Here is a 24,766-nt window from a genome sequence, read left to right on the forward strand (position 1 = left end):
GGGACTGATCGAGAGTGCCGATACTCCCGCCGACCTGCCAGGACGCACTCCGCGAAAAGGGCTGTGAGCACGGCTTGACGTCTCCATCTGCGACGTGACTCCGCTCGCTCACGAGATCCACGCACTCGTCAACAGCGTCGGCCTGGGCTCCGCGACCCGACTGCAGCCCAAAGAGCTGCCGTACCCGCCGAGGACGCGCTACTGGCCCACCTGCGCTCGTGATCGTACGCACTCGCCCAGGAGCCGGCTGCCGCCAAGGGGTACACGCGCCGAGCGTGGCCATGGCATTCCTGCCGGAGCTCCGGGCCCGGGAGGAACGGGAGAGTCGCGGGCGGAGACCACCGGGAGGAACATCGGAGTCACGGAGGCAAGGTGGTGGCTATGGGGACGCCGTCGATGCATTTCAGCGAGAGTCCTGAGGATCCTTTCGCCATCGGGCGTGGCGCCGCGGCCGTGCTCGACGATCAGGGCACCGTGGTCGGCTGGGGTGCACGCGCACAGGAACTGCTCGGCTATCCGGCCAAGGAAGTGATCGGACGCGCGTGGCAGGACCTCCTGATCGACAGCCGTGACCTCCCGCTCGCGCGGTCCGTCGTCGTGGACGCCGTGAAGGCGGGGGGATGGTTCGGGGTCCTGCCCGTCCGGCACCGCGACGGACGCCGCGTGGAGATGGGTTTCCGGGTCCGTGCGGTCACCCGCGAGGGGGGCGGTCAGGAGTGGCTCCTGGTCGGTGCTCCTGCCACCGAGGTCATTGCCTGGCAGCGGGACCGTGCGCTGCTGGACGGTCTGTACCGGCGGTCCCCGATCGGTCTGGTCACTTACGACCCGGACAGGAGAGTGATCAGGGTCAACCGTGCGGTCGAAAAGGCAAGCGGCGTCCCGGCCGAGGCGCCGGTGGGCCACCGACCCCGTGAATTCATGATCGACGAGGACGCGGGTCCGGCCGATGAACGGGTACGGCACGTCTTGGAGACCGGCGAGCCGTTGATCTTCACGGAGCAGTCCGCCCGGGCACGCCACGATCCGGGCCGGGAACGGATCGTGTCCGTCTCGGCATTCCGGATGGAAGACCCCTCCGGCCGGGTTCTCGGCGTGGCCGAGACGATCGAGGACGTGACCGACCGCCACCGGGCGCAACGCAGACTCGCGCTGCTGAACGAGGCGAGCGCCCGTATCGGAACCTCACTGGACGTGGCACAGACCGCTCGGGAACTGGCCGAAGTGGCCGTCCGCGGCTTGGCCGACCACTGCTCGGTGGACCTCCTCAAGTGCGTGACACTGGGTGACGAACCCGTTTCCGGTACAGCGGGTCCGTTGCTCCGGACCGCCCTCTCACCACCGGAACACCGTGTCCCGTTCCGGGAGGGCGATGTGGTGCCGCTGCTGCCGGAATCCGCGCAGGCGCGGTGCTTGGCCGAGCGTCGCCCGATTCTCGAGGGGCGGCTGTGCCTCCGCCCCGAGTGGTACGCCATGGACCGGCGGCGGATCGAGCTCGCCCTGGGTCTCGGCGTTCATTCGCTGATCGCGGTGCCCCTGGTCGCGCGCGGCCTGGTACTGGGCGTGGTGAGCCTGTGGCGGTCGCGCAATTCGGAGCCGTTCGAGGACGATGATGCGGCGGTGGCTCAGGAGCTTTCCTCGCGTGCGGCCGTCTGTATCGACAACGCGCGCCGCTTCACCCAGCAGCAGAACACCGCTCTGACTCTTCAGCGCAGTCTGCTGCCGAGCACGCTGTCCGACCTGCCGGCCGTGGAGGTGGCCTGCAGATACCTCCCAGCAAGCGGTGAACCGGGTCTCGGGGGTGACTGGTTCGACGTGATCCCGTTGTCGGGGGCCCGGGTCGCCCTCGTCGTCGGAGACGTGGTCGGTCACGGGATCCACGCCGCGGCCTCGATGGGTCGGCTGCGCGCCGCCGTGCGCACCCTGGCCAGCCTCGACCTGGAACCGGACGAGGTGGTGGCGCGGCTGGACGATCTGGTCAGTCTGCTGGCCGCCGAGCTGGAGGCGAACGCCGACGACAACCCGTGGGCGATCGAGCAGGTGCTCGGGGCCACCTGCCTCTACGCCGTCTACGATCCGGTCTCCCAGCGCTGCTCCCTGGCACGGGCCGGTCACCCGGCGCCGGTCGTGTCCACCCCGGACGGCGAGGTGACCGTGCTCGATCCGCCCGCGGGTCCGCCACTGGGCCTGGGCGGGCTGCCCTTCGAAACGTACGACCTGGACCTCCCCGAGGGGAGCCTGCTCACGCTCTACACCAACGGCCTCCTGGAGGCGGGGAACGGCGACGTGTACACCGCGCTGGAGAACCTGCGCGCATGTCTCACCGGCACCACGGAGCCTCTGGACCAGGACTGCCACGCCGTGGTCGAAGCGCTGCTGCCCAAGGGCCACCTCCCCACCGACGACGTCGCGCTGCTCATCGCCCGTACCCGCGTGCTGCGGCCGGAGAACGTCGCCTCGTGGCAGCTGCCGCTGGACGCGACCTCAGCCGCCCGCGCCAGGGAGCTGACCACGGCGAAACTCGACGAATGGGGGCTGACCGAACTGGCCTTCACCACCGAGCTGGTCGCCAGCGAGCTCGTCACGAACACCTACCGCTACGCGGCCGGCCCCGTCACCCTGCGCCTCATCCGTACGCACAGCCTGATCTGCGAGGTGTCCGACACCAGCCACACTTCCCCCCACCTGCGACGGGCCCTCAGCACGGACGAGGGCGGACGCGGGCTCTTCCTGGTCGCGCAGCTCACAGAGCGGTGGGGCACCCGCTACACCCACGACGGCAAGACCGTCTGGACGGAGCAGCCCCTGCCGCCCGCATGACACGCGGCCCCACAACCGCAATCAACGGCGAAGAGCCGATCAGCGGCGGGTCACACGGCAGCACAGGCTCTCCGGGACAGGGGTGTCCTGCCCGATCCGTGTGATCAGGGCGGACGGCTGAGCCTCGGCTGCCGAAAGGCCTCCATGACAGTCGCGTTCCGGAGATTCTCGTGCGAGGTCACACCGGGGGTAGCGCGAAGACGTTCCCCGCAGTGCAGGCGACGATGTAATCGCCTCCGTCGGCCAGTTCCCATATGCCTTTCGTCGTCGAGATCTGGCTGGTACGAAAGTTCCAGACCTGTTTCCCCGTACGGCGGTCAAGGGCGTAAACGCCACTGCTCTGGTCGCCGCTGGCGACGTACACGGCGGTGTCGGTCACCACCAGGTCGTTGCCGTTGGCACCTCCGTCGATGCTCTTGGACCAGATGTGCCGGCCGTCGGAGGCGTCGAGAGCGTGTACGCCTCGGTCGCTGTCGCCGATGTACAACACGCCGTCCTTGACCCGCGGGGCGCTGAAGAACCCTGCCGAGCTGTGGCTGAGTGCCATCCACTTCTTTGCGCTCGTAGCCAGATCGCGAGCGACGATGTGCCGGTCGGCCACGAAAACGGTGCCGTTGTCCACTGCCGGAAGAGTGTCGTTGCCCGAATCGGGAAAATTCGCGGACCAGGCCAATCTGCCGTCGGCGGTGTCACGGACGTTCAATGCGTTGGTGGCGTCGTCCGTATAGACCAGGTAGCTGCCCGACACGGCACCCAGGGAAACCGTGACAGGCTTCCTTCCGTCGAGCGCCATGCGCCAGCGCTCGCGCTTCGTACGGATGTCGATGCTCAGCAGCACCGTACGGCGCTTGCCCGGCCCCGGATCGGGACCGTCGGCGGTGGGACTGCCCGAGCCGAAGGCGTAGATGGCCTTGTCGTCGGCGGCGACGAACGCCGAGATGCCGACCAGGTTCGAAGGCAGGGACCACTGCCACGTCGGCTTGCCGGTGGCCGGATCCACCTGCATGACGTGTGCCTTCTGGTCCAGGGCGACGAAGGCGCTCCCGTTCACGAACATGGGGATCAGCCCCGTCGGCCGGCCGAAGGTGCCTGACCCCGACCACTTGGGCAGGCCCGTGGCCACGGCAAGGCCGACCGGCTGGCCCTGCGGCAGGATCACCGTGCTTCCCGACACAGTCACGAGCGAGTTCTTCGGGTCGCCGCCGGTGTATGCCCACAGGGCCGGTGCCACACCACCCGGCCATTGGGTACGCCGCGGAGTCGGTGTGCCGGTGTCTGTCGGGGAGGGCTTCGGCCCCGGCTTGTCGCCGGGCATCAGCGCGATGGCAGCCCCGGCACCTGCAAGGCCCACCGCCCCGGCCGTGGCTGCGACGGCCAGGAACCGACGCCGTGAAGGTGCTGCTTTGGCAGACCCGGCGCTCACCGGCCCGCCCGGGGGAGAGACCATGGATCCCGCAGCTTAGCCAACACAGTCGCCGGACTGTCCGCCGAGACCATGCAGCGCCGGTGCGGCCCGCCCGCGTGACTCAGGTCAACTCTGCGATGAGTCGCCGCAGTTCGGCTCGCTCGGCCTCCAAGCGTGCGGCCCTGTCGTCGAGTTCGGCCAAGCGGCGGCGCAGGGTTTCCGGGATGCCGGGGCAGGGGCGAGGGTCGGGCCGGGTGTGGTGTTGTCGGCCGTGCAGGGCAGCAGAGCGGCCACCACCCGGGTGGGCAGGCCCGCCGCGAGGAGGGTGCGGATGCGGCGGACCCGGGGGATGTCCGCCTCCGTGTACTCGCGGTAGCCGTTGGCGCGGCGGTGCGGGATCAGCAGGCCGGTGTGTTCGTAGTGACGCAGGAGGCGGGGGCTGGTGCCGGTGCGGGCGGAGAGTACGCCGATCAGCATCCCCGCCGCCCCCTTCTCGTACCGCCCGCCGCTTGACCTTGTCACCGTGTCAGGCTGCGACCCTCCCCCGGCGATCACTATTCCGCGACCCCGAGGAGAGCGATGATCATCGATGCGCACGGCCACGTGCACGACCCGGTCCGTCTTCACCTGGGCGCCCTCGATGCCGCCGGCGTCGACAAGGCCGTCCTGTTCCCCACGCGCCCCCACCCCGAGCGCGCCACCGATCTGGCCGGTCTTCGCCGTGAGTTCGCGGTGCTCGACAGCGCGCTCGGCGGGACGGCCGGGTCACGGGAGGCCTTCGCGGGTGCCCTGGACGAGGTGAGCGCGGCGGTCGCGGACCATCCGGAGCGGTTCGTCGGATTCGGATCCGTACCCCTGGAGTTGCCGGACGCGGAAGTGGAACGGGCCGTAGCCGAGGACGTGGTGGGGCGGGGGCTGTGCGGCATCGGTGAGCTGACGCCCGCTCCGGGGCGGGCGGGCCGGCTGGAACCGGTGCTGCGGGCCGCCGCCGACCACGGCGGGCTGCCGGTCGCCGTGCACGGGTTCGCCCCCACCACCGCCGAGGACCTGCGCACGCTCGCCGCCCTCTCCCGCCGCCACCCGCGCGTCCCCCTCGTCATCAGCCAGCTCGGCGGTCTGCACTGGATGGAGGCCGTCGAGCTGGTCCGGGACACGCCGGGCATGTACCTGGAACTGTCCACCGCGTTCCTGGTCATCGCCGTACGGCTCGCCGTCCGCGAACTTCCCGAGCGCACCCTCTTCGGCTCCGACGCGCCCTACGGGGACCCGGTCGTGGCCCGCGTGACGGTGGAGCGGGCGACGGACTCCGTGGAGGTCCGGGAGCGCGTCCTCGGCGGGAACGCGGCCGAACTGCTCGGGCTCGTGGCGCAGGCCGGGTAAGCAGGCCGGGTAATTCCGGCGACGGGGGCGGGGCCTGCCCCGTACATTCCTTCCGGTGAGCACATTTCTGATCGGTGGTGGGTGGGACACGGCCGAGGTGTACGAGCCGTTCGTCCGTACGGTCGGGGGAGACCGGCGCATCGGGTGTCTGATCGTCGACGAGGGGGACGGGGCGGCCCAGTTCGAGCGGTATGCCGAAGTGCTGGGGAAGGCGGGCCCGGCCACGCCCGTGCCCTTGCTCGTGCCGCTCGGTGGCCGCTTCGAGCCGGAGGCGGCGCTGGACGGGGTCGACGGGCTGCTGGTGTGCGGTGGGCTGACGCCCGCGTACCAGGAGGCACTCGAGGGGTGTCTGGAGCGGCTGCCGGCGCTGCTCGCCGGACGGCGGATGCCTTACGCCGGGTTCTCCGCCGGTGCCGCCGTCGCCGCGCGGCGGTCCGTGGTCGGCGGGTGGCTGGTGGACGGGGTGCCGGTGTGTCCGGAGGAGACCGGGGAGGACCTCGCGGAGGTCGAGGTGCGGGCGGGGCTCGGGCTGGTGCCGTTCGCGGTCGACGTCCACGCCGCCCAGTGGGGCACGCTCGCGCGGCTGGTCGCGGTGGTCGGGCGGGGCGCGGCGCCGTACGGGGTCGCATTGGACGAGAGCACCCTGCTCCACGTGGTGGGCGGCGAGGTCCGGGTGGCCGGGCTGGGGCGCGCCCATGTCGTACGGCCGGGCGGGGACGGGGGTGTGCTCGTGCGGGCCTACCGCGCGGGGGAATCCTTCTCGATCGGCTAGGGCCGGATTCGCTTACCCGACGGACAGCCGCCCCAACGGCCGGCCGGATCAAGACCAGCCGTCCCGACGGCGATGCGCGGCGCAGTCGCCACACCAGGCCCAATCGCCACAATAAACCCAATGGCGACACTGCCCCAAAGGTCACACCCGGCCCACGGCGACACCCCGTTCCGTCGGTGTCGCGCCGGCCCCCGCCCCCGACCGGATCGGACCGGACCGGACCGGACCGGACCGGTCAGATCGTCGTCGTGTCGATCACGAAGCGGTAGCGGACGTCGCTCGCCAGCACCCGCTCGTACGCCTCGTTGATCTCCCCGGCGCCGATCAGCTCGATCTCGGCGCCCAGTCCGTGCGCGGCGCAGAAGTCGAGCATCTCCTGGGTCTCGGCGATGCCGCCGATCATCGACCCGGCGAGGGTCTTGCGGCCGCCGATCACCGAGAACAGGTTCAGGGCGATGGGCTCCTCGGGCGCACCCACGTTGACCAGCGCGCCGTCCACCTTCAGCAGCGACAGCAACGCGCCGAAGTCCATCGGTGCCGAGACGGTGGAGACGATCAGGTCGAAGGTGCCGGCCAGCTGCTCGAAGGTCTTCGGGTCGCCGGTGGCGTAGTAGTGGTCGGCGCCCAGCTTCAGACCGTCGTCCTTCTTGCGCAGGGACTGCGAGAGGACGGTCACCTCGGCGCCCATCGCGTGCGCGATCTTGACGGCCATGTGGCCCAGGCCGCCCAGTCCGACCACGGCGACCTTCTTGCCGGGGCCCGCGTTCCAGTGCTTGAGCGGCGAGTAGGTGGTGATGCCGGCGCAGAGCAGCGGGGCGGCCACGTCCAGCGACAGGCCGTCGGGGATGCGCACGACGTAGTTCTCGTCGACGACGACCTTCTCGGAGTAGCCGCCGTAGGTGGGCTTGCCGTCCTTGCCGACGGCGTTGTACGTGCCGACCATGCCCTTGAGGCAGAACTGCTCCAGGCCCTTGAGACAGTTCTCGCACTCACGGCAGGAGTCGACCATGCAGCCGACGCCCACCCGGTCGCCGACGGCGAACCTGGTGACACCGGGGCCGACCTCGGAGACCACGCCCGCGATCTCGTGGCCGGGCACCATCGGGAAGATGGCCTCGCCCCAGCCCTCACGGGCCTGGTGGATGTCGGAGTGGCAGATGCCGGCGAACTTGATGTCGATCAGGACGTCGAACTCGCCGACCTCGCGCCGCTCGATGGTCGTCCGCTCCAGCGGGGCCTTCGCGGCGGGCGCGGCGTACGCAGCAACAGTGGTCATGCCGGGGTTCTCCTAGCAGGTGTTCCGTGCCCGGTTGCCTTCCGACCGGGTACGGCCCCAGCCTGCCGCGATCCGGTCCGGCCACCCAGACCACGCCTTTGCGTACGACCGCCGTGCCTACCACTGTCGGGGTCAGTTTCCTGTGCGTACGACGATGAATACTGGATGTATGGACAACCAGCCCCTGCCCTCGTCCCCGCCGCTGGACCGGCGTGCCGAGCTGAGCGAGTTCCTGCGCAGCCGGCGGGCCCGGCTGAAGCCGGAGGACGTGGGGCTGCCCGATTTCGGCCGGCACCGGCGGGTGCCGGGGCTGCGCCGCGAGGAGCTGGCGCAGCTGGCCGGGGTGTCGGTGGCGTACTACACCCGGCTGGAACAGGGCAACGGGCGGAACGTCTCGGCGGAGGTCCTGGGCTCGATCGCCAGGGCGCTCAGGCTGTCGGACGCCGAGCACGCGCATCTGACGCATCTGGCCAAGCCGACGTGGCACAAGAAGAAGCCGGCGGCGCGGCAGCAGCAGGTCCGCGTCACGCTGCGGCAGCTGCTGGACACGATGGACGGCGTACCGGCGTACGTCGTCGGGCGCCGCTCGGAGATCCTCGCCTGGAACCGGATGGCGGAGGCGGTCTTCGGTGACTGGGCGGAACTGCCGGCGGCCGAGCGCAACTGGGCCCGTCTGGTGTTCCTGCGCCCGGACTACCGTGAGCTGTTCGTCGACTGGGAGCAGAAGGCGATCGACATCGTCTGCGCCCTGCGCATGGACGCGGGCTGCCACCCGGACGACCCGAGGCTGTCGGCACTCGTCGGTGAACTCTCCGTCAAGAGCGAGGAGTTCCGCCGTCTGTGGGCGACGCACGACGTCAAGGAGAAGAGTCATGGCGTCAAGCACCTGCAGCACCCGCTGGTCGGCGGCCTCGCCTTGAACTTCGAGTCCTTCCGCCTGACGGGCGACGCGGACCAGTCCCTGGTCACCTACCACGCCGAACCGGGCTCCCCGTCCGCCGACTCCCTGCGCCTGCTGGCCAGCTGGGGCACGGACGCGACCCGCGCGGTGCCGTCGGCGTAGGCCTTCTCACAACGCCCTCGTGCGACGCCTTCGGAAGACGCCTTCGGAAGACCGAGGGGCACCCGGAGCCTTGCTCCGGGTGCCCCTCGCCCGTTCAGCGGGCGCTACGGCTCACTTGCCGAAGTACGCGTCGTAGACCGTGATCTGCGAGGTGTTGCCCTGCTTGTCGGTGATCACGGAGCGGAACGAGACGGACTTGCCCTTCGCCGGGCTCTTCACGCTGATCCTGCCGCCTCGGACGTCGACCTTCGTGAAGGTCTTGCCGTCGTAGGAGACGTACACCGCGAGGGACTTCAGGTTCCCGCCCGCGGCCGAGCCCTCGACGGTGACCGGGAAGCCGACCGTCCGGCCGGCCGGGACCCGGCTGTCCAGGCCGGTCGTGACGCCGTAGTGCAGGACGGAGGCCGGGAGCTTCACCGCGGTGCCGAACACGTTCTTGGAGCGGAAGGTCCAGGCCGCGTCGATCCGCGAGGAGGCCGGGGCGACGCTCGCCGAGCGCTTGACCGAGGTGGTCAGCTTGTACGCGGCGTCACCGGCCGGGACCTTGAAGGCCTCGGTGCCGAACAGCGGGTCCGCGTTGGAGCCGACCTTGGTGCCGTCGCGGTACAGGGTCGTGTTCACCGAGGTGAACTCCGAGTACCCGGCGTGCCTGCCGCAGTCGCTGAACAGGGGCAGCGAGCCGTAGATCTCGTTGCCGCTGCGGAACAGCCCGAGGTCCTTGTCGACGTGCGGGCCGAAGACCGCGGTGTTGACCGTCCTGGTGTAGCTGTGGCCGGCCTTGAAGGTGGACTGACCGAGCGTGTAACTCGCCTCCCGGATCGGGAAGCCGTCCTGGTCGCGCCCGCCGTACTGGCTGAAGTCCAGGTCCCACAGGACGCCGCCGCCCGCGGACACGTGCAGGGTGCGGGTGCCGGGCAGCTTCTGCGGGATGTCGATGGAGGAGGCGCCGGAGCTGCCGGGCAGCCAGCCGATGGGGCTGATCGAGCCGGTCTTGCCGCGCGCGGCGGCGCCGAGCCGGGCCTTGACGGTGGCCAGCTCACTCGCCTTGTAGTGCTTGGTGTAGCCGGTGGCGAGCTGCTTGACCGGGCCGCCGAACGTGACGTCGTACTCCTCGCCCGCGCCCTTGGTCCAGTGGCCGTCCCACTGCTGGAACAGCCGGCCGGCGGGCAGCCCCGGGCCCAGGTGGGCGGTGCGGAAGTTCTTGTACGAGTCCAGGAACCAGTTGTAGCTGAACTCGCCGTCGCCGATCGTCAGGGAGTACCCAGGCGCGGCGAACTGCGACTTCACTCCCGTGGCCGGGACGGTGATGTCCACCGGCCTGGCCCTGCGCGCGTCGATCGTGACGGTCTGCTTCTTGGAGACGGTCAGCTTCGGCTGGGCGATCCAGTCGGTGCCCTTGGTGCCGTCCTTGTCCACGAAGACGGCGGAGTTCAGGATGTACGTGCCCTTGGGCGCGCGCACCTTCACCGTGCCGGAGGGGTCGTACGGGCTCAGCTCCGTGCCGCTCGCCAGTCCGGTCACACCGCTGAGGCCGGCGTTGTAGAACTTGGCCGGCTTGCCGTCACGGCCGATGACCTTCAGCGTGATGTCGTACGACTCCACCTCGCGCTGCACCGCGGCGGCCGTGCGGACCGTCTGGCCGGCGCCGGTCGCGGTCACGTAGGCGGAGTAGGCGCCGTCGAGGGTGCCGCCCAGCCTGGTGTCGGCCATGAGGTCGACGGAGGCCCTGCCGTGCGCGGGGACCGTCAGCCTGGTCGCACCGAGCCGGAAGAAGCCCGAGGGGGCCGCGTGGCCCTTGGGGTCGAGTGCGGTGCTGCTCAGGGTGAGCGTGACGTCCTTGTCGCCGAGGTTGCGGTAGGTCACCTTCTTGGTGACGGGCTTGTCGTCGGTGTGCGGCCACTGCTGCAGCCCGAAGTTCACCGAGACCGGATCGGCGATCACGGACTGGCCGATGGCCCTGTCCACCGCGATACGGCCCGAACCCTGCTGGTACGGCGTGTAGTTGCCGCCCTTGGCGGAGCCGGTGAGCGCGCCCTTCAGCTCGGCGTAGCCCCAGTCGGGGTGCTCCTGCTTCAGGATCGCGGCGGCGCCCGCGACGTGCGGGGTGGCCATGGAGGTGCCGGAGAGGGTCAGGTAGCCCTCGGGCTTCTCGCCGACCTCCTGGTCGACGACGCTGCCCTTGGCCGCCGCGGCGGTGATGTCCACGCCGGGCGCGGTGACGTCGGGCTTGATGGCGTAGTCGCCGAGGCGCGGGCCGGTGGAGGAGAAGTCGGCGAGCTTGTCCTTCTTGTCGACGGCGCCGACGGTGAGCGCGGCGTCCGCGCTGCCCGGCGAACTGATCGACTGAGGGCCGTCGTTGCCGGCGGCGATCGCGAACAGGACGCCCTTGGTGGCGGACAGTTTGTCGACCTCGGCCTCGAGCGGGTCGATGCCGGGGCTGTCGTAGCCGCCGAGGCTGAGGTTGACGACGGAGGCGCCCTGCTGGGCCGCCCACTCCATGCCGGCGAGGATGCCGGAGTCGTCACCGGAGCCGGTGTCGTCGAGGACCTTGCCGTTGAGGATCTTGGCGTCCGGGGCGACCCCCTTGTACTTGCCGCCGGACCCTGCGGGAAATGCAGCGCCGGTGCCCGCCACGATGGAGGCGACGTGGGTGCCGTGCCCGTAGTGGTCGGTGGCATCGGCGGCGCCGGAGAAGTTCTTGGCCGCGATCACCTGGTTCTTGAGGTCCGGGTGCCGGGTGTCCACACCGGTGTCCAGGACGGCGACCTTCACGCCCTTGCCGGTGTAGCCGGCCTTCCAGGCGACCGGGGCGCCGATCTGCGGCACGGACTTGTCGAGGGAGGCCTTGCGGACACCGTCGAGCCAGACGTGCGCGATGCCGGAGGCGGTGTCGTTCCCGTGGGTGACGGCGTGCCACAGCCCGGCGGTGTTCTTGACCGGCGCCTGTACGGCGTCGGCGTCGAGGGCGCTCAGGCTGCGCCGCAGACGGCCCGCGTCCCGGACGTCCGCCCTGGCGGCCTGCGCGGCCCGGGCGGAGCCGGTGTAGGCGACGATGACCTTCAGGCCGTCCTTCTGGGCCCGGCGGGTGGCCGCCTTGTTCAACTCGGTGATGTCGAACAGGCGCTGGTCCAGCTTGCCGGAGGCCACCAGGTGGGCCGCGTCGACCGGGACGACCAGGGTGTGGCCCTCGGTCCTGCGGACCTGGACGGGTATGTGCTCGCGGCCCCTGGCCCGCTGCAGGCCGACGATGCGGCCCTTGGCGTCGAGGGCTACGCGGTCTCCGGTGATGAGCGTGACGTGGGTCTTCGCGGTGAGCGCGGAGGCGGCGGTCGGCGCGCGCTCCGCGGGCTTCGCCGACGCCGGGCTGGTCATACCCGCTGCGAGGGCGACGGCTGCGGCCGTGGCGACACTGGCCGCAGCAGCTCTTTTCACTTGTCTGCGCAAGTTCTCCCCCTGGAGATGGAGTGCCGGGCGAATTCCCCGTTCGCCCGGCCGGAGGCGGCCTCGTACGTGCACACGTCGCTGGCACGTCGAACCCCCCGGATCACGCAGTATGCCGGGGGGTGATCAGTCGTCTCAATGGATGAGAGGACGGTAAGAAAGAGCGACGGAAAACTGTTACGCCGCGGGCGGAGCGCTGTTACAAACCGTCAGGCGCCGGCGTTCTCCCTTACCGTGATCTTTCCCTTGCGGATGGTGGCCAGCCGTGGGGCCTTCTTCGCGATCGCGGAGTCGTGGGTGACCATGATGAAGGTCAACCCGTGCTCCTTCCACAGGCGTTCGAGCACGTCCATGATCTCGTCGCGCATGCCCTCGTCGAGGTTGCCGGTCGGTTCGTCGGCGAGCAGCACCTTGGGCTTCTTGACCACGGCACGGGCGATGGCGACGCGCTGCTGCTGTCCTCCGGACATCTCACCGGGGAGGTGGGAGAGACGTTCGCCGAGGCCGACGGACTTCAGTGCGTCGGCGGCGAGTTCGCGGCGTTCCTTGACCTTGATGCCGAGCGGGACGAGGGCCGTCTCGACGTTCTCCTGGGCGGTGAGGGTGGGGATGAGGTTGAAGGACTGGAAGACGAAGCCGATGTTCTCGCTGCGGACCCTTGTCAGCCGGGCTTCACTGAGCTTGGCCAGGTCGATGCCGTCCAGGACGACTTCGCCGGAGGTGGGGCGGTCGAGGGCGCCGAGCATCTGCAGGAGGGTGGATTTTCCGCCACCGGTGGGGCCTTGGATGACGAGCCGGTCGCCGTCGGGGATGGTGAGGTCGACTCCGTCGAGGGCGTGGATGGTGTCTTTGCCCCTTGCATAGCGCTTGGTCACGTTGGTCAGTTCGTACATGGTGGCTCCTGGGGAGGGTTCGGGGGGCCTTCGGGGGCGCTGCGCGGTCGGCCTCGGCTACTCGACTCGACGCAGCGCATCCGCCGGGCGGAGCCTGGACGCGCGCCAGCCGCCGAAGGCACCGGCGATGAGGCCACCGGTCACCGCCAGGGCCACCGCCAGCGCGATCGTCGTGACGCTGACCGGGGCCGTCAGGGCGACCTCCAGGGACTTCGCCGCCTGGCGGCCGGGGCCCCCGAAACCGCCGCCACCGGGCCCGCCGCCGAAGCCGCCGCCGCCGGCGCCGCCCAACTGGGCCTGCAACGTCGGGCTGACGGCCGTGACCGCGTACGCGCCCGCGAGGCCCAGAGCGATGCCGAGGGCCCCGCCGACCAGGCCGTTGACGACGGCCTCGCCGACCACCTGCCGGGTCACCCGGCCCGACTTCCAGCCGAGCGCCTTCAGCGTGCCGAACTCGCGGACGCGGCGGGAGACCGCGGAGGACGTCAGCAGGCCCGCGACCAGGAACGCAGCCACCAGCACCGCGATGGACAGCCACGTGCCGACCTTGGTGGCGAGGGAGGAGGCGGTGGAGAGCGAGCCCGAGACCGTCTTGGCGAGGTCGGAGGAGGTGGTGACCGTCGTACCGGAGACGTTCTGCTGGATGGCGCTCTTGACCGAGTCGATCTTCTGCGAGTCGGTCGCCTTGACGTAGATCGTGGTGACCTTGTCCTTCTCGTCGGCGAGGGTCTGCGCCTGCTTCAGCGGGATGTACAGGTCGGCCGCCGAGTCGCCGCTGTTCGCGGTGGCGATGCCGATGACCGTGAACTTGGTGCCGCTGATGGTGACGGTGGAGCCGACCTTGTACTTCTTCGTCTTCGCGTACGCCGAGTCCGCCACGGCCACCTTGGCGTCGGTCTCGGTGGACTTGAAGCTACGGCCGCCGGTGATCTTCGAGGAGGTCAGCGGGCCGAGCCCGATGTGGGTGACGTCGGTGCCGTAGACCGTGTACTGGTTGATATCGAAGTCGGCGCCGCCGCCCTTGACCTCGCCCTGCGGCTGCCCGCCCTCGCCGCCGCGCTGGAAGCCACCACCGCCGCCGCTCTGCTGGAACTGGCCGCGGGTGAAGGAGCCGTCGACCCGGAAGACGTTGAGGCTGAGCCCGCCGACGGCCTGCGAGACGCCCTTCTGGCCCGCCACCTTGTCGACGGTGGTGGAGGCCAGGGTGGTGAAGCCCTGCACCCGGACCCGGTCGCTGCTCTGGGAGGACTTGTCGTCGTTGTTCCGGGCGTCGAAGCGGAAGCGGGGCTGCCCGGAGCTGTCCGCGGTCGGAGTGGCCGCCTTGGTGACGGTCATGTCCGTACCCAGGCCGTAAAGCGACTGCAGGACCTTGTCCTGGGCCTTCCCCATGCCGCTGGACACGGAGTTGACCACGATGACCAGCGCGATGCCCAGCGCGAGGCCGGAGGCGACGACGAGGGCCGCCTTTCTGCGGCGGCGCAGTTCGCGCCTCAGGTAGGTGAAGAACATGGCCCGCAAGCTAGGGGCGGACCGTGACTGCACCCTAAGGCCGGCATAAGAGATGCATGAGAAGGCTGTGTCCGGACCCACAGCCGGCCCCAAAACGCCGGTGCCGCCCTCGAAGGGCGGCACCGGGAGCTGTGCAACGGGTCGTCGGACCGGCGAACCGTCGGACGGCGGAACCGTCAGACGGCGGAACCGGCCTTCCACTGGGCCCAGTCCATGTTCCAGCCGTTGAGGCCGTTGTCCGGGGAGACCGTCCTGTCGCCGGTGTTCTGGACGACGACCACGTCACCGATCAGGGAGTGGCCGTAGAACCAGGCGGCCGGGGTGTTCGCGTCACCGGCGCCCTTGACGTCCTGCAGGCCGACGCAGCCGTGGCTGGTGTTGACGTTGCCGAAGACGGACGGCGCGCCCCAGTAGTTGCCGTGGATGAAGGTGCCGGAGGTGGTCAGGCGCATGGCGTGAGGCACGTCCTTGATGTCGTACTCGCCCTTGCCGTCGGAGTCCTTGAAGCCGACCGTCGCGCCGTTCATGCGGGTCTGCTTGAACTTCTCCGAGATCACCATCTGGCCCTGGTAGGTGGTGTGGTCGGGGGCGCCGGCGGAGATCGGGATGGTCTTGACGACCTTGCCGTCCTGCGTGATCTTCATCTGCTTGGTCTTCGCGTCGACGTAGGAGACCTGGTTGCGGCCGATGTGGAAGGTGACCGTCTTCTGCTGGACGCCGGTGACGCCGGGCGCGCCCTGGACGCCGTCGAGGGCGAGCTTCAGGGTGACGGTGGAGCCTGCCTTCCAGTACTGCTCCGGGCGGCAGTCCATGCGGTTGGCGTTGAACCAGTGGCAGGCGACCTCCTGGCCGCTGCTGGAGGTGACCGTGACGCCCTTCTGCACGGCCGACTTGTTGGTGATCGCCTTGTCGAAGTTGATCGAGACCGGCATGCCGACGCCGACCGTGGCGCCGTCGTCCGGGGTGAAGGTGCCGATGAAGCTGTTGGCCGGGGAGACGGTGGTGAAGGACGCGTTCTCGTTGGCTATGCGGCCCTGGGCGTCCTTGGCCTCCGCGGCGACCTTGTAGGTGGTGGAGCGCTGCAGCTGGACGGTGGGCTTCCAGCTCGTCCTGTCGGCGGAGAGCTGACCGGCGACGGCCTTGCCGTCCTCGGTGGTCATGGTGACGCCGGTGAGGGTGCCCTTGCTGACGGTGACGGTGGCGGAGTTGTTGATCGACGCGTTGTTCGAGCCGTCCTTCGGCGTGATCGTGATCTGCGCCTGAGAGGACTTCTTCGCCGCCGCCGCGTCGGCCTGGGCCTGGGAGGACCCGCCCTTGTCGGACGACTTGGCCTTGCCGCCGCCGGAACAGCCGGTGAGGGCCAGGACACCGCCGAGCAGTGCGGACGCGGCCATCAGGCCCTTGCGCCGCTTACTGTCCGTCATCACACGCTTCTCCATCGTTGCCGAGTCGCCAGAAATCCCGAGAGTCCCCCGCAGGAACCTTCAACGCTACGGCCGTGCCGTCCCGTTCCACATCCAGTGGATCTGTGGGGCACACCACGTCGGCGGTGCGCGGGTGGTGCGGGAGTCGGTCCGTGCGTCCCCTGAGGCGACGAAACCCCGGACGGCGGTTGCCGTCCGGGGTCAGGAGTGCCCCGTGACGCTCAGCCGATGCCGTCCTCTTCTTCGTCGTCGGCCCCATCTTCCTCGTCCAGGTCCCAGTCGGGCGAGTCCGGGTCGTAGTCGGTCCGCTCACTCGACCAGGACGCCTGCTGGAGCTCCACCCCGGGCACCTCGCTGACCAGGTCGAAGGGGTCCACGAGATACGCCAGGGCCTCCGCGGTGTCTTCCGTCACAGCGCCCTCGGCCTGGGTCCGCTCCGCCGCCGGCAGCTCCGGATCGGCGGCGAGCCGGCGCAGCGCGGCCTTGGTGACCTCGCCCTCGTCCTGCACCTCGAGGACCAGCTCCACCCGAAGCCGTACAAAACGTGATGTGTCTTCAGCGTTCATGGCGTGAGCGTACGACCGAAACCTCCCGTGACTTTCCTGTGACCCGCCACTTTCACTAACATCGCTGCCCACGGCCAATTCGCCAGCGTCACAAGGGGATCGATATTCCGTGTCATCCGCTCGCCGTCCGCTGCTGACCGCCACCGCCGCGGGCACTCTGCTGTGCGCGCTGTGGTTCGTCCCGTCCGCGAACGCATCGCAGGGCTCCTCGGCGGACTCGACGGCGAGAGCGAGTACGGAAACCTCCGCCGCGCACCTGACCCAGCAGGCCAGGGCGGTGTCGCAGGCGACCGCCGAGACCGCGCGGGAGGCGGCGGACGACACCGAACTCGCCGACACCGGAAGCATCGACACCACGCCGTACGTCGTCGGCGGCACCCTCTTCCTCGGCGTGGGCGCCGGCTTCGTGGTCTATTCGGTGCGCCGCGAACGCATGGGCTTTTAATTTCCCTTGACGGTCCTTTGACGGTTCCCACATAGTTCGCCCATGAAGAGATCATCGGGTGTACGGCCGTGCGCCGCAGCAGTTGTCGGTGCGCTGTCGTTCGCCCTTGTCACGGGCTGTTCCGGCGGGGATTCGTCCGGCGGGGACGCGAAGCACTCCGGTACGGCCGCGAAGGCGCTGAGCGCCGCGGAGTTGAAGAAGCTGATCATCACCGAGGGCGAGGTGCCCGGGTTCACGGTGGGAGCCGTGCCCGCCGCCCGCGCCAAGGCGATCACCACCGACAGCGCGCCGTGCCGGCCGCTGGTCCGCGTGCTGAGCGGGCTCCCGCCGGTCGACGCGCCGGCCAGGACCGACCGGCTGGCCACGGAGAAGCAGAAGAAGGACCCCAGCGCCAAGCCGACCTCCCTGGACGACCTCGACGAGGGGAAGTTCGAGGAGGCGATGCACAGGTCCCTGGACCGGGACCTCACCACGGTCACCCTGGCCTCGTACGACGGGGACGGCGCCGCGAAGGCGCTCGCGTCGGTCTCCACCGCGGTGAAGGACTGCGCGAGCGGCTTCCCCGCCCAGCAGGCGGGCACGAAGGTGCGGTTCACCAAGGTCGCCGAGGAGAGGGCGACGGGCACCGGGGACGGGGCGGTGGCGTTCACCGCGACCATGGACTCGGACGACGGGGACGCGGCCCCCGTCCATGCCGAGGTGCTCCGGCTGGGGAACAACCTGTCGGTCTACTTCACCTCGAACCTCGGCGCGATGATGGCCAAGAAGGCGTACGCGGTGTCGCCCGCGGTCGTCAAGGCCCAGCAGGCCAAGCTGAAGTGACATGACAACAGGGGCCCTGCACACGGCGGGGCCCCTGTTCTCGTGCTGAGACGTTACTGCGGAGGCGTCACTGCAGCGGGCCGGTGACCGACTCCGCCGCCGCGACGAGGTGGCCGCCGCGCACGAACGCGTCGGCGGCGGCCAGGTCGGGCGCCAGGAACCGGTCCGGGCCCGGCCCTTGCACACCGGCGGCGCGCACGGCCTCGATCACGGCCCGGGAGGCGGGCGCCGGGGTGAGGCCCTCACGCAGCTCGACGGCGCGCGTGGCCGCGTACAGCTCGACGGCGATGATCCGGGTGAGGTTGCCGACGGCGGTGCGCAGCTTGCGCGCGGCCGACCAGCCCATGGACACGTGGTCCTCCTGCATGGCGGAGGACGGGATGGAGTCCGCGGAGGCCGGTACGGCGAGCCGCTTCATCTCGCTGACCAGCGCGGCCTGCGTGTACTGGGCGATCATCAGCCCGGAGTCGACACCGGCGTCGTCGGCGAGGAACGGCGGCAGGCCGTGGCTGCGGTTCTTGTCCAGCAGCCGGTCGGTGCGGCGCTCGGCGATGGAGCCGAGGTCGGCCGCCGCGATGGCGAGGAAGTCCAGGACGTAGGCCACGGGCGCGCCGTGGAAGTTGCCGTTGGACTCCACGCGGCCGTCGGGCAGCACGACCGGGTTGTCGACGGCGGAGGCCAGCTCCCGCTCGGCGACCAGCCGGGCGTGCGCCATGGTGTCGCGCCCGGCACCGGCGACCTGCGGGGCACAGCGCACGGAGTAGGCGTCCTGGACGCGCGGGGCGTCGTCCTGGTGGTGCCCGGTGAGCTGCGAACCCTTCAGCACCGCCAGCATGTTGGCGGCGGAGGCGCCCTGCCCCGGGTGCGGGCGGATCGCGTGCAGCTCGGGCGCCAGCACCTTGTCGGTGCCGAGCAGCGCCTCCAGGCTGAGGGCGGCGGTGACGTCGGCGGACTTGTAGAGGGTGTCGAGGTCGGCGAGGGCCATGACCAGCATGCCGAGCATGCCGTCGGTGCCGTTGAGGAGGGCCAGGCCCTCCTTCTCGCGCAGCTCGACCGGCTTGATCCCGTGCGCGGCGAGCAGCTCACCGGCGGGCGCTACGACCCCGTCGGGCCCTTCCGCGTCTCCCTCTCCCATGAGGGTCAGGGCGCAGTGGGACAGCGGGGCCAGGTCGCCGGAGCAGCCGAGCGAGCCGTACTCGTGCACGACCGGGGTGATCCCGGCGTTGAGCACGTCCGCCATGGTCTGCGCGACCTCGGGCCGTACGCCGGTGTGTCCGGAGCAGACGGTCTTCAGCCGCAGGAACATCAGGGCCCGTACGACCTCGCGCTCCACCCGCGGGCCCATGCCGGCGGCGTGCGAGCGGACGATGTTGCGCTGCAGCTGGGCGCGCAGTTCCTGGCTGATGTGCCGCGTCGCCAGGGCGCCGAAGCCGGTCGACACGCCGTAGACCGGGTCCGGCTTGGCCGCCAGCGCGTCCACGATCTCGCGGGCCGCCGCAAGGGCGGCCACCGCCTCGGCCGACAGCTCGACGCGGGCACCGCCTCGCGCCACGGCGAGCACGTCGGACGCCGTGACACCCGACGTCCCCACCACCACAGTGTGCATATCCATATTCAGGAGCGTACGCATTGAATGCAGAGATGTCACTAGTGGAGTACGGGAGCGACCCTTACCGATCCGTGTGGGCTTCGCCTCAACCGTGGGCGCCTCGGCCTATGGCCGGCGCCCGCGGAACCGGCGCCGTTCGGAAGGCACCATGTGCGGCGGCTCGTCGGCCAGCCGTACGACCGGATCCTCCGGCCCCTCCCGCCCCGCCACCACCGGCCGGTCGGCGCTCAGGGCCTTGGCCCGGTACTGGGCGGCGTCGGCGAGCCGGAACAGCCGCCGAGCGTCCCGCACCTCCCCGATCGGATCCTGGGTCGAGGCGACCCCGCACGCCACTCCCTCCCCCAGCTCCAACGCCCCCGCCCTGCGGCACAGTTCATCGGCGGCTTTGACCACGTCGTCGGCGGCCGGCCCGACGGCCAGCAGACAGAACTCGTCCCCGCCGAGCCGTGCGACCAGCGCACCCGGCACCATGGCGCCGCACAGCGACAGCACCGAGCCGAAGCGTTCCAGCAGCCGGTCGCCGACGGCGTGCCCGAGCGTGTCGTTCACCCGCTTCAGCCCGTTCAGGTCGCAGACGACGAGGCTGACGACCACGCCCTCCGTACGGTGCCGCTCGACCGCCTCCTCCAGACGCACGTCGACGGCCCGGCGGTTGGCGAGCCCCGTGAGCGGGTCGGTGTACGCGAGCCGGCGGGCCTCCTCCAGCCGCTCGGTCTGCGCCAGCCCCGCGGCGACGACGGCGGCCAGCACGGTCGCGAAGTCGGCGTCGGCCCGGTCGAACACGGGGGCCCGGACCGCACGGGCGACGTACAACTCGCCCCAGGCCCTGCCGTGCAGCACGACCGGCGCGACCACACAACAGCCCCGGCCGCGGCGGCGCAGGGCGGCGACCCGCTGATGGAAGTAGCCGGGGGTGCCGGCGGCGGTCCCCTCGGCGGTCTCCACCCACGCGTTCGCTCCACCCCCTCCGGCCCACCGCTCGTGCAGGAACTCGGTGATCTCCGGGAACTGGTGCACCGGGTAGGCCTCGGACTCGGGGAACTCCTCCTCGTCCGGGCGCCGGTCCCCCACGTTCACCAGGACGCGCAGTCGGCCGAGCTCCCGCTCCCACACCGACAGCGCGGCGAAGCTGCCGTCCAGCGCTCGGCAGGCGCCGAGCGCGGCGGCCTGCCATGCCCCTGCCGAGGTGTGCGCCGCCGCCATGCCCTGCGCCAGCGCCACGACTGCGGCCAGCCGCTTGTCCTCGCCCATTACTCCAGGTTAGGGATGATTTAAGGGATTCGGGACATTGGTGGGGCGATCAGGTGGATGCCTGTACGGCAGCGCCCCTCGGGGCGCTGCCGTACCCGGCGTTCTACTCGCCCGGCCACTCCGGCCTGCGCTTCTCGTTGAAGGCCGCCACGCCCTCCGCGCGGTCTCCCGAGAACGCCACGGTCCGCCACGCGGCGTCCTCGACCTCCAGCCCCGCCCGCAGATCAAGTCCGTGCCCCAGCCGCAGTGCCCGCTTGGCGGCACGCAGCCCGACCGGCGAGTTGCCGGCGATACGGGTGGCCATGGACAAAGCCTCCTCGCGGTCCCGGCCCTCGTCCACCACCCGGTCGACCAGCCCCAGCTCGGCCGCCTCCGCCGCCTCCACCCGCCGCGCGGAGAAGATCAGCTCGGCCGCGCGCGCCGCCCCGACCCGGCGCGGCAGCAGCTGCGTACCGCCGCCGCCGGGAATCACGCCCACGGACACCTCCGGCAGCCCCACCACCGCCGTACGGTCGGCCACGATCAGGTCGCAGGACAGGGCCAGTTCGAAACCGCCGCCGAGCGCGAAGCCGTGTACGGCCGCGATCGTCGGCATCGGCAGCTCCAGTACCCCGGTGTACGCACCGCGCGTCACCGGCCGCTGGCGGCGCAGGTCCGCGTCGCTGAAGGAGTTGCGCTCCTTCAGGTCCGCGCCGACGCAGAACGCCCGCTCGTGGGACGAGGTCAGGACCACCACACGCGCCTCCCGGTCCCCGGCCAGCGCCGTGCACGCGGCGGAGAGGGAGCGGGCCATCTCCGTGGAGACGGCATTCATGGCCTTGGGCCGGTCCATGACCAGCTCCGCGACGTGACCGTGCCGCCGCACCAGCACGAACTCCCCGAACCGCTCCTCGCTCATGACAACCCTCCGCCGACCTGTTAACGCGGGTTAACGCACTGACGGCCCGATCATCGCAGCCGTACCCGATTCCGGGAAAGTCCAGGGGGCTACGCCCGTTCGAGTGACATCCCGGCCGTCTCACCCCACATCGCCCACAGGAGCGCATAGCGTGCGTCCGCCACGGCACGCCCGCGGCGCGGCCGACAGGGGAACCGAGGAGGGGAACCATGGCACCGATACGTGCACAGGCCCGCACGGAAGACGGGCAAGAAGAGCCCGTACGGCGCGGACGGCACCGCAAACCGCGCCCCCGCAAGGTGCTGCTCGCCGCCGGCGGTCTCGCTCTGGCGGCGGGTGTGCTCAGCCTGGTCCGGGTCGCGTCGGAGCCGGGAGTCGGCGCCCCGGGCACGGCGGAGGCCGAGCCCCGCGGCGGCGCGGGCGGGGCCGCCACGGACCACGCGGCGCACACCGACGCCACGGTCCTCGCCGGTCCCACCGCCCCGCCCTCGGCGACGTCCGCCATGGGCGGCAGAAGCCTCGCGCCGACACCCTCGGCCGCACCCACCGGTCCGGCCGCGCCTACGACATCGGCGGGAGGCACCGCCGTCCCGACCGCGACCGGCCTCCCGGCCGCTCCGGACTCCACCCCGGGCACCACACCGCGCCCCCCGGCGACGACGTCCGCCCCGCGCCCGGCCCCGACGACGCCCGGGCCCGCACCCACCACCCCCGCGCCCACCCAGAGCACGACGGACCCGGAGGGCCCCGGCGGGCTGTGCGTACCGGTGCTGGGCCTGTGCGTGGACGCAGTCGACGACACCGGGCGCTAGGCCCTGTCCAGCGGACCACAGGGTGTCTACGGCCGGCCGTCGCGGCGGGCCAGCAGCCACGGCTCGACCACGCCGAGCCCACGCACCGGGCGCTGCCACATCGGCTGGAGCGCGAAACGGTACTTCGGCGGCTCCTCGCCCTCCTTCTCGGCGGCCGCCGCGGCCTCGGCCGCCTCCGCCTCGGAGGCGGGCGCCTCGCCGGTGCGGATCAGCTCCTCGGCGAAGGCGCTGTCCACCAGCACGGCGTCCCGGGGGGCTATCGACGTCAGCCGGGAGGCCAGGTTCACCGTCGTACCGAACACGTCGCCCATGCGCGTGGTGACCGTGCCGAACGCCATGCCGACCCGCAGCTCGGGCATCGTCTCGTCGTTCGCCAGCGTCTCCACCAGGCGCAGCGCGATGTCCGCGGCCGTACCGGAGTCGTCCGCCGCGTACAGCACCTCGTCGCCGAGGGTCTTGATGAGCCGTCCGCCGCGCGCGGCCACCAGGTCGGCGGCGGTGGTCTCGAACGCCTCGACCAGCTCGCCGAGCTCTTCCTCCTCCATCCGGCGGGTCAGCCGGGTGAACCCCACCAGGTCGGCGAAGCCGACGGCGAGCCGCCGGTCGACCATCTCCTCGTCGTCCGCCGACTGCACGACCCGCCCGGCGGAGGCGGCGAGCTGGCGCCGCCAGACGTAGACCAGGAACTCCTCCAGCTCGGGCAGGAGCAGCTCGACGATCGGGTACGTCACCTCGGTGCGGGTCATCCCGGGCTCGGGCGGCTCGGTCAGGCCCTCCAGGAAGGAATCCATCTGCCACTCGGCCAAACGGGCGGTGGTCTGCCCGGTGGACCGGGCCACCTGCACCGCCATGGCCTCGCTGAGCAGCCCCGCCTCGACGAGACCGGCGAGCCGGCGCAGAGCGAGCACGTCGGCCTCGGTGAGCGCCTTGGCCTGCCCGATGTCGGCGAAGCCCATGGCCCGCCAGAACCGGGACGCCAGCTCCATGGAGACACCGGCGCTACGGGCCGCCTGGAACGGCGTGTAGCGGCGCTCGGCGCCCAGGATGAGCTGTTCGAGGCGCAGGGCCAGCGGGTCCTCGCCCGGGTCGGCGGCGTGGGCGTCCCCCCGCTCCTGGGGAGGGTCCACCCGGCCGTCCGCGTCCGCGCCGGAGCCCGTGTCGTCGACGGTCACGCCTGCTGCCCTTCCGATCTGCCGCGGTCAGGTATCGACCGGCCTCAACTCTACGGCAGGTGTGCGCCAGCTCACTCCGTCGGGTTCGGCCGGGGGTATGTGCTCGGTGCCGCCTACGTGCTGCATGCTTCGGTGGCTGCGCCGGGGAGGTCTGGGGGCATCGCGGCCGCAGGGTGCGGGTCCGTCGTGGCCGGTCGCGCCCACGCGGCGGAGCCGCACACCGATACAGCCCCGCGCCCCTTGCGGGGCGCTGCGGCCGGCCGCGCCGCCCAGGCGCCGCCTTCCCCCTACGCGGGACGCAAGTGCACGATGTCCCCCGCACCCACCGGCTCCTGCACCCCCGCCTCCGTCGCGATGACAAGACGGCCGTCCCCGTCGATCGCCACCGCCTCGCCGACAACCGACCGCTCCCCCGGCAGCTCGGCCCGCACGGTGCGTCCCAGCGTCGCGCAGCCCGCCGCGTAGGCCTCCTGAAGACCGCTCACCGCGGGATCACCCCCGGCGCCCCGCCACCGCCCGTACCAGTCCTCCAGCGCCCGCAGCACCGCCCGCAGCAGCGGATCGCGGTCCGTGCTCACCGCGTCCGCCAGCGCCAGCGACCCCGCCTGCGGGACCGGCAGTTCCTCCGCCCGCAGGGTGACGTTGATGCCGACGCCGATGACCACACCGTCCTCTCCGGCCCGCTCGGCGAGGATGCCCCCCGCCTTGCGTTCCTCGCCCGCCACGGTCACCAGCAGGTCGTTCGGCCACTTCAGGGCCGTGTCCACGCCCGCCGCCCGGGACAGCCCGGTCGCCACGGCGACGCCCGTGAGCAGCGGCAGCCAGCCCCACCGGGCCACCGGCACCTCGGCGGGCCGCAGGAACACGGAGAAGAACAGGCCCGAGCGCGCCGGCGCCGTCCACCGGCGGTCCAGGCGCCCCTTGCCCGCCGTCTGCACCTCCGCCACCAGCACCGCCCCCTCGTCCGCCTTCCCCGCGGCGGCCCGGGCGACCAGGTCGGAGTTGGTGGAACCGGTGCGCTGCACCACGTCCACCGCGCTGTACAGGCTCCCCTCCCGGACCAGCGCGCGCCGCAGTGCCGCGGCGTTCAGTGGCGGACGGTCCAGGTCGGACCAGCGGCTGTCATCTGATGCATTGTGCGGCGTCATGCAAGTCACCCTAGGTGTGGGAAACGCCGCACTGCCGACCCACATGCCCAGCACTACTCTACG

At 71.2% G+C, this 24,766-nt stretch carries 20 protein-coding genes; 7 read left to right on the forward strand and 13 right to left on the reverse strand.

The features are described from left to right. The first annotated feature begins 381 nt into the window (after positions 1-381). A complete protein-coding gene (locus tag ACWGJ5_RS24860; protein ID WP_453311865.1) occupies positions 382-2,817 on the forward strand; it encodes a SpoIIE family protein phosphatase in 2,436 nt (811 codons plus the stop codon). A 178-nt stretch (positions 2,818-2,995) separates the two neighbouring features. Here the strand turns inward: ACWGJ5_RS24860 and ACWGJ5_RS24865 are convergent, their stop codons facing one another. Both ACWGJ5_RS24865 and ACWGJ5_RS24870 read right to left on the reverse strand, forming a co-directional pair. Beyond that, entirely contained in the window at positions 2,996-4,132 is a 1,137-nt protein-coding gene (locus ACWGJ5_RS24865; RefSeq protein WP_453311866.1) for an outer membrane protein assembly factor BamB family protein, read from the reverse strand. A gap of 216 nt (positions 4,133-4,348) precedes the next feature. After that, a complete protein-coding gene (locus tag ACWGJ5_RS24870) occupies positions 4,349-4,744 on the reverse strand; it encodes a MerR family transcriptional regulator (protein ID WP_453311867.1) in 396 nt (131 codons plus the stop codon). A gap of 57 nt (positions 4,745-4,801) precedes the next feature. On the opposite strand from ACWGJ5_RS24870, the gene ACWGJ5_RS24875 reads away from it, so the two are divergent. Beyond that, positions 4,802-5,602, forward strand: coding sequence for an amidohydrolase family protein (locus ACWGJ5_RS24875; protein ID WP_453311868.1), 801 nt, complete (start codon positions 4,802-4,804; stop codon positions 5,600-5,602). Positions 5,603-5,657: 55 nt separating this feature from the next. Continuing rightward, on the forward strand, positions 5,658-6,374 hold the full coding sequence (locus ACWGJ5_RS24880) for a hypothetical protein (RefSeq protein WP_453311869.1): 717 nt from the start codon (positions 5,658-5,660) through the stop codon (positions 6,372-6,374). A gap of 235 nt (positions 6,375-6,609) precedes the next feature. Here ACWGJ5_RS24880 and ACWGJ5_RS24885 read toward each other — a convergent pair whose 3' ends face one another. Next, the gene (locus ACWGJ5_RS24885) at positions 6,610-7,650 is read right to left on the reverse strand and encodes an NAD(P)-dependent alcohol dehydrogenase (protein ID WP_453311870.1); all 1,041 of its coding nucleotides are present in this window, start codon (positions 7,648-7,650) and stop codon (positions 6,610-6,612) included. A gap of 169 nt (positions 7,651-7,819) precedes the next feature. On the opposite strand from ACWGJ5_RS24885, the gene ACWGJ5_RS24890 reads away from it, so the two are divergent. Further along, entirely contained in the window at positions 7,820-8,713 is an 894-nt protein-coding gene (locus ACWGJ5_RS24890) for a helix-turn-helix domain-containing protein (RefSeq protein WP_453311871.1), read from the forward strand. 111 nt (positions 8,714-8,824) lie between these two features. Here the strand turns inward: ACWGJ5_RS24890 and ACWGJ5_RS24895 are convergent, their stop codons facing one another. The 5 genes from ACWGJ5_RS24895 to ACWGJ5_RS24915 all read right to left on the reverse strand — a co-directional run bounded on the left by ACWGJ5_RS24895 (position 8,825) and on the right by ACWGJ5_RS24915 (position 16,546). Continuing rightward, complete coding sequence (locus ACWGJ5_RS24895) at positions 8,825-12,085, reverse strand: S8 family peptidase (protein ID WP_453311872.1); 3,261 nt, start codon at positions 12,083-12,085, stop codon at positions 8,825-8,827. 278 nt (positions 12,086-12,363) lie between these two features. After that, positions 12,364-13,047, reverse strand: coding sequence for an ABC transporter ATP-binding protein (locus ACWGJ5_RS24900; protein ID WP_453311873.1), 684 nt, complete (start codon positions 13,045-13,047; stop codon positions 12,364-12,366). A gap of 57 nt (positions 13,048-13,104) precedes the next feature. After that, the gene (locus ACWGJ5_RS24905) at positions 13,105-14,556 is read right to left on the reverse strand and encodes an ABC transporter permease (RefSeq protein WP_453311874.1); all 1,452 of its coding nucleotides are present in this window, start codon (positions 14,554-14,556) and stop codon (positions 13,105-13,107) included. Positions 14,557-14,732: 176 nt separating this feature from the next. After that, positions 14,733-15,980, reverse strand: a complete 1,248-nt coding sequence (locus ACWGJ5_RS24910) for a L,D-transpeptidase (RefSeq protein WP_453311875.1) — start codon at positions 15,978-15,980, stop codon at positions 14,733-14,735. A gap of 221 nt (positions 15,981-16,201) precedes the next feature. Continuing rightward, complete coding sequence (locus ACWGJ5_RS24915; protein WP_453311876.1) at positions 16,202-16,546, reverse strand: hypothetical protein; 345 nt, start codon at positions 16,544-16,546, stop codon at positions 16,202-16,204. A gap of 109 nt (positions 16,547-16,655) precedes the next feature. On the opposite strand from ACWGJ5_RS24915, the gene ACWGJ5_RS24920 reads away from it, so the two are divergent. Both ACWGJ5_RS24920 and ACWGJ5_RS24925 read left to right on the forward strand, forming a co-directional pair. Further along, positions 16,656-16,991 carry an LPXTG cell wall anchor domain-containing protein gene (locus tag ACWGJ5_RS24920; RefSeq protein WP_453311877.1) on the forward strand — a complete coding sequence of 112 codons (336 nt, stop codon included), beginning with the start codon at positions 16,656-16,658 and terminating at the stop codon, positions 16,989-16,991. A gap of 42 nt (positions 16,992-17,033) precedes the next feature. Continuing rightward, positions 17,034-17,813 carry a hypothetical protein gene (locus ACWGJ5_RS24925; RefSeq protein ID WP_453311878.1) on the forward strand — a complete coding sequence of 260 codons (780 nt, stop codon included), beginning with the start codon at positions 17,034-17,036 and terminating at the stop codon, positions 17,811-17,813. 67 nt (positions 17,814-17,880) lie between these two features. Here ACWGJ5_RS24925 and hutH read toward each other — a convergent pair whose 3' ends face one another. The 3 genes from hutH to ACWGJ5_RS24940 form a co-directional block, all read right to left on the reverse strand. Then, positions 17,881-19,419, reverse strand: coding sequence for a histidine ammonia-lyase (hutH, locus tag ACWGJ5_RS24930; RefSeq protein WP_453311905.1), 1,539 nt, complete (start codon positions 19,417-19,419; stop codon positions 17,881-17,883). A 108-nt stretch (positions 19,420-19,527) separates the two neighbouring features. Beyond that, entirely contained in the window at positions 19,528-20,673 is a 1,146-nt protein-coding gene (locus ACWGJ5_RS24935) for a diguanylate cyclase domain-containing protein (protein ID WP_453311879.1), read from the reverse strand. Between the two features lie 103 nt (positions 20,674-20,776). Next, complete coding sequence (locus ACWGJ5_RS24940; RefSeq protein WP_453311880.1) at positions 20,777-21,571, reverse strand: enoyl-CoA hydratase/isomerase family protein; 795 nt, start codon at positions 21,569-21,571, stop codon at positions 20,777-20,779. 209 nt (positions 21,572-21,780) lie between these two features. Between ACWGJ5_RS24940 and ACWGJ5_RS24945 the strand changes: the two genes are divergently transcribed. Then, positions 21,781-22,383 (forward strand): hypothetical protein, encoded by a 603-nt coding sequence (locus ACWGJ5_RS24945; protein ID WP_453311881.1) that lies wholly within the window; start codon positions 21,781-21,783, stop codon positions 22,381-22,383. A gap of 26 nt (positions 22,384-22,409) precedes the next feature. Here ACWGJ5_RS24945 and ACWGJ5_RS24950 read toward each other — a convergent pair whose 3' ends face one another. Together ACWGJ5_RS24950 and ACWGJ5_RS24955 are read right to left on the reverse strand one after the other, a co-directional pair. After that, entirely contained in the window at positions 22,410-23,555 is a 1,146-nt protein-coding gene (locus tag ACWGJ5_RS24950) for an adenylate/guanylate cyclase domain-containing protein (protein ID WP_453311882.1), read from the reverse strand. Positions 23,556-23,842: 287 nt separating this feature from the next. After that, on the reverse strand, positions 23,843-24,703 hold the full coding sequence (locus ACWGJ5_RS24955; protein WP_453311883.1) for a biotin--[acetyl-CoA-carboxylase] ligase: 861 nt from the start codon (positions 24,701-24,703) through the stop codon (positions 23,843-23,845). Between the last annotated feature and the right edge of the window lie 63 nt (positions 24,704-24,766).

The organism is Streptomyces sp. NPDC054783 (assembly GCF_053611725.1).

Coding starts and splice junctions, on each gene's coding strand:
- ACWGJ5_RS24925 (WP_453311878.1), top strand. CDS start 17,034: ATGAAGAGATCATCGGGTGTACGGCCGTGCGCCGCAGCAGTTGTCGGT.
- ACWGJ5_RS24895 (WP_453311872.1), bottom strand. CDS start 12,085: ATGACCAGCCCGGCGTCGGCGAAGCCCGCGGAGCGCGCGCCGACCGCC.
- ACWGJ5_RS24890 (WP_453311871.1), top strand. CDS start 7,820: ATGGACAACCAGCCCCTGCCCTCGTCCCCGCCGCTGGACCGGCGTGCC.
- ACWGJ5_RS24910 (WP_453311875.1), bottom strand. CDS start 15,980: ATGACGGACAGTAAGCGGCGCAAGGGCCTGATGGCCGCGTCCGCACTG.
- ACWGJ5_RS24945 (WP_453311881.1), top strand. CDS start 21,781: ATGGCACCGATACGTGCACAGGCCCGCACGGAAGACGGGCAAGAAGAG.
- ACWGJ5_RS24935 (WP_453311879.1), bottom strand. CDS start 20,673: ATGGGCGAGGACAAGCGGCTGGCCGCAGTCGTGGCGCTGGCGCAGGGC.
- ACWGJ5_RS24885 (WP_453311870.1), bottom strand. CDS start 7,650: ATGACCACTGTTGCTGCGTACGCCGCGCCCGCCGCGAAGGCCCCGCTG.
- ACWGJ5_RS24905 (WP_453311874.1), bottom strand. CDS start 14,556: ATGTTCTTCACCTACCTGAGGCGCGAACTGCGCCGCCGCAGAAAGGCG.
- ACWGJ5_RS24915 (WP_453311876.1), bottom strand. CDS start 16,546: ATGAACGCTGAAGACACATCACGTTTTGTACGGCTTCGGGTGGAGCTG.
- ACWGJ5_RS24865 (WP_453311866.1), bottom strand. CDS start 4,132: ATGCCCGGCGACAAGCCGGGGCCGAAGCCCTCCCCGACAGACACCGGC.
- ACWGJ5_RS24900 (WP_453311873.1), bottom strand. CDS start 13,047: ATGTACGAACTGACCAACGTGACCAAGCGCTATGCAAGGGGCAAAGAC.
- ACWGJ5_RS24940 (WP_453311880.1), bottom strand. CDS start 21,571: ATGAGCGAGGAGCGGTTCGGGGAGTTCGTGCTGGTGCGGCGGCACGGT.
- hutH (WP_453311905.1), bottom strand. CDS start 19,419: ATGCACACTGTGGTGGTGGGGACGTCGGGTGTCACGGCGTCCGACGTG.
- ACWGJ5_RS24875 (WP_453311868.1), top strand. CDS start 4,802: ATGATCATCGATGCGCACGGCCACGTGCACGACCCGGTCCGTCTTCAC.
- ACWGJ5_RS24860 (WP_453311865.1), top strand. CDS start 382: ATGGGGACGCCGTCGATGCATTTCAGCGAGAGTCCTGAGGATCCTTTC.
- ACWGJ5_RS24955 (WP_453311883.1), bottom strand. CDS start 24,703: ATGACGCCGCACAATGCATCAGATGACAGCCGCTGGTCCGACCTGGAC.